Below are 4,177 nucleotides of genomic sequence, written 5' to 3'. Positions count from 1 at the left end.
CAACCGGAGCAGTGGAACCCGGCGCACACCCGACGCGGCAGTCGGGCCTCCGACCTGCCCATCATCAACACGGAACACAACAACGGTCTGCCGACACCGTCGGCAGACCGTCACGAAAGATCGAGGCTAACGCCCTGCGCCTGGAGACCATCGGCGACCCCGCCGACGTCGTGATCGCCTCAACGAAGAGCGGGGTGCACAACTGCGTCAAGTGACCTATGTATTCGGAAACTCGCCCTGACGCACCGATGACATGGAGAGGGATTCGTGGTGCTGCCGAGATGCTGGGTCGACGGCGAGCACGAGCTCGTCATCCAAATTCGCGGCACGCTGGCGCCAGTTCGTTTCGGACACCTTTCTCCGTCGGGACCCGGGTCGCCCACGCCTTGAGCCTGGAACGGACGCCAGGCTCAAGGCGTGGGCGTGGTTGTCGTTGAGTGCGGGGACTACCCGGCGCAGGTCCACCACGGGTAGGCCCCCGGCAAGAATTCGTACAGGTGTCTGCCCGGGCGAGCCCGGTGCCCGCCGGCGGCGGATGACCCTCCCGCGAGGGCCCCGGACGCGGCCCGGAGGCACGGCTGGCCCGCGCGGGGACGCGCCCGTACGACGGATTGAGCCGGTAGCCGCAGGAGCGGGACCCCCACCTCCGGCCAGGCACCGCGCACAGCACCGTTGCTGCAATCCCGGGGGAGATGAGCCGATGTACGAGTCACTGCACGAACTGCCCCGGAGTCGCCGCGTTCTTACGGGCCCTGGAGGGGAAGGCTCTCACCCCCGACTTCGCCCGCCGCGGCCTCTCGCCCCACCCCGCGAGCAGCACTGTGACTTGTACACCAAGTCGGACGGCGACTGGCTGCCCAGCAGTCGTGCGCTGCTTGGACGCTCGGGCCTGGGCGATGTCGCGTGCCTGATCGCCCAGGGCGAATACGCCCCCGGGTGGCGCATGCTGACCGATCCCCCCTGGCGTTGGCGCGAGCGAGCACAAGCGGCCACCCCTCACCGCGGTGAGGGCGAGGTGTAGGACGACCGACTCCCAAGTTGCTGGGCGGAGCCACAGCGGGTTGTCAAGGGTCTCTCAGGCGCCGATCCGGCTGATCAAGGCGTCGGCCGTCGCGAGCGCCTCGGTCACACAGGCTTCGGTGAACTCTCGCAGCACAGTCCGCATCTCGCCGTCCCGGCCCAGGTCGCGCAGTACGATGCCCTCGCGTTCGACTTGGGGGAGACGGGCGGCCCAGCGCAGCTCCAGCACGTCGAAGGCCTGCCGGATGACCGGCTGGTTCCGTGCGAACTGGGGAGCGCCCGGCCCTCCCTTGGCCCGTTCCAGCAACTCCTGGAACCGCCACCAGTAGGAGCGCTCGTCGAACGCGTCCTTCGTCGCGTTCTCAGGCCGCTGGGGCCGGTGGCCGGCCGTTCCCGCGGCGGACACGGTCTCGGGCAGCCCGCCCGCGTCGACGAACACCGGGACGTAGACCCCGGTGCAGGGCGTCACCGGTGACCACCACAAGTGCGGGAGGTGCTGATCGCACTGCTCCTCGGTGGGCAGCACGAACACCGTGGACGCCGCAGTGTCGCCCCACGTGAAGTCCGAGGGATGGGAGTGCATGCAAAGGCTGAGGAAGTCGGGGACGGCCGCGTTGAAGTACGGGCCGCCGAGGAAGGTGTCCTCGTAGTGGTCGCGCAGAATCCGCTGCCCGGTCTGTACGCTCACTTCGCCGCCACTGGCCACGGCCTCGCGCAGCAACTGGCGGGAGCGCTGCAACCGAATGTGTGAGAGCTGCAGCGGGGTTTTGGGGTCGACGTAGGAGCGTGCGAAGTCGAAGGGCTGGTCGGCCGGCTCGAACGACCACCAGCCCTGCCGAACGGCGTGCTCCACCAGGCCGCTGCTCGCCCGGTCCCACTGTGTGCGGATGGTGGGCTGGTTGGAGACGGCCACGGTGCCGGAGGTCACCCGCCGTGCCACCCAGTTCCGCCCCGATGTCTCCAGGATCCACGCCTCACAGGAGTCGGCGATCAGGAAGGAGTTGTCGTATCCGCCGGAGACTGGTGGTTCTCCGGGAACCCCGGAGCCCCACTGACCGTGCCGCTTCACCAGGTTGCAGATGGTCTCCAGCGCCTCGCCCGCGTTTCGCCCGCGTTCAAGTCCGAGCCGGACGAGCTCCATGCCCAGGATGCCGCGTTCCGGCTCCTCACCCTGCTCGGCGGAGCACACGGCGGCCGCCCAGTCCCGGGTGAACAGGGCTTCGTTGCCGATAGCGACACCGTGCTCGTTAAGCCCCTGCTCGTGGCCCCAGCACCAGTAGGGAGAGCCGCCGATGTGTGCAGCGGACTTGGGGACGTCGTCGATCTCGAGGTAGGCGAGCCGAAGCCGACCGCCGCTTTGCTGGGCGGTCCGGCGAGGGAGGAAGCACAGCGGCTGAGCGTCCCCGACCGGCCGGTCGCTGTTCTTGCCCACGAGCACCCGCCCACCGGGCCCGGTGTCGGCCAGCGCGGCGAAGGTGTCACAGCTCCATGGACGCACAGCGTTCCTCTCACCTCGACGGACGCCGGCCATGGGACCGACTGCGGACCACCTTGAGATCTCAAGATGGGCCGCGTCAACGGTTCGGCGCGCTTCGTAGGGGCTGGTCAGCCGCCCAGGACCACGACCCGCGGGCACCGGTGACCGGCCGCCGCTGTCTGGCTCGGCCGGGTCGGCTCAGCTAGCCCGGGAATGAGTTCCGTTGTTGTGGCGGGCGCTGACACCGTCATGGAAGTTGCGCCAGAACCACTCGTGAACATCGTCCGATCGGAGTTCTGGACGTCTCCTGAATTTGTGAAGAAATGCCGACACGACAGCAGAACAAAGCCACACTCGAGTCTCCGCGTACGGTCCGTGTCCGCTGGTCGGTGCCGGGCTAGTCCGAGTGACGGAATTGAAAACCGCCGTCGAGAGATTGTCTAAACAGTGTCTAATGAAGCACTAAAGGCTGTCTAGCCGAGTGTATGGTGGGGGACATGGGTGCTGAGGAATTCGCCAGCGTGGACGCTCTGCTGGAGCAGGTCAGGAAGCGTGCACAGGTGCCTTCCCCGGCTGAGCGTGTCCGGCTGCGCACGGCGGCCGAGCTCAGTCGCGCGGAGGTGGCTCGCGCTGTGGGTGTGGGCCGCCAGACCGTGGCGAACTGGGAGGAGCGCAGCAGTGGCGTCCCGAACTCACGGGCCTGGGCTCGCTATCTGCATCTGCTGGAAGGACTCGCCAGCCAGTACCCCGCTCCGGCTGCCGAGCCGTCACGGCCGTGCGTGTTGTGCGGCGGCCCCGCCACCGACGAGGTCGAGGGATTCGCCCAGCACCTGGACCCGGCCGACTGCGGACGGTCGTCACCACATCCCCCCGCGCACGCACACCAGGTCGCGGATGGGCATGCCCCCGCTCAGACCCCTGCGACCAAACCGAGCACCGCTCGGCCCGCCCCGGTCGTGAAGCCGAGTGCCGCTCGCCGGCCTCGCCCTCGTCGGGTAGGCCAGAAGGAACAGAACGAGGGGGGCCAATTCATCGCCGGGCGTGTCCGCGAGGCTCTCACTGCCAACGGCGGCGACGCCGAGGCGGCCGTCGCCGACCTGGAGTACAAGGCGATCCCGGACGCGATGCACCTGCTGGAGACAACCCGGATCGGCGGCCGGTACGACTTCACCCACCATGCGGTCCTGCCCGACATCTTCAACAAGACCCCCGGCCGGGATTCCAACGACGTCTGGGAAGCCCGCCCCAAGTGGAGCGCCCCGGCGGCCGCGTTGCCCCCAGGGGAGCTGAAGGTGACCGCCCTGGACATCAACGGCGCCTACCTCTCCGCGCTGAAGGCGCACCTGCCCATCGGCGCTCTGGAACACCACCTCGGCCCGGCCGAGGGCGGCCCCCCATACGACCGGCGCCGCTCCGGCGTCCACCTCGTCACCCCGCCCGCCTGGCCCCACGAGACTCTGCCCAACCCGATCGGCAACCGTGAGGAACCCGGACGACTGTGGATCACCGAATCCACCCTCCGGCTGCTGCACCGCCTCTCCAGCGAGAAGTACGGACTGTGTGGGGCCCCGTTGGTTCATGAGTCGTGGACGTCGGGGGGGAGTGAGGGTTTGTTGGAGAAGTTGCGGGTCACCTTCGCTCAGGCGCGCGAGAGTGCTCTGGAGATCGATGATGAGGTCA

3 protein-coding genes are annotated in these 4,177 nt (G+C 68.5%); 2 read left to right on the top strand and 1 reads right to left on the bottom strand.

What is annotated here, in order from left to right; genetic code table 11:
- Positions 1–215, top strand: a 215-nt coding sequence (locus tag ACRDP3_RS21605) for a hypothetical protein (protein ID WP_431518639.1), incomplete at its 5' end; no start/stop codon positions are given.
- A gap of 860 nt (positions 216–1,075) precedes the next feature.
- Here the strand turns inward: ACRDP3_RS21605 and ACRDP3_RS21600 are convergent.
- Complete coding sequence (locus tag ACRDP3_RS21600) at positions 1,076–2,518, bottom strand: C69 family dipeptidase (protein ID WP_431518638.1); 1,443 nt, start codon at positions 2,516–2,518, stop codon at positions 1,076–1,078.
- A gap of 476 nt (positions 2,519–2,994) precedes the next feature.
- Between ACRDP3_RS21600 and ACRDP3_RS21595 the strand changes: the two genes are divergently transcribed.
- On the top strand, positions 2,995–4,177 hold a 1,183-nt coding region (locus tag ACRDP3_RS21595), incomplete at its 3' end, for a helix-turn-helix transcriptional regulator (protein ID WP_431518637.1).

It is taken from the genome of Streptomyces sp. (assembly GCF_050698815.1).
Classification (GTDB): domain Bacteria; phylum Actinomycetota; class Actinomycetes; order Streptomycetales; family Streptomycetaceae; genus Streptomyces.
This window is presented reverse-complemented; position numbering and strand designations above follow the sequence as displayed.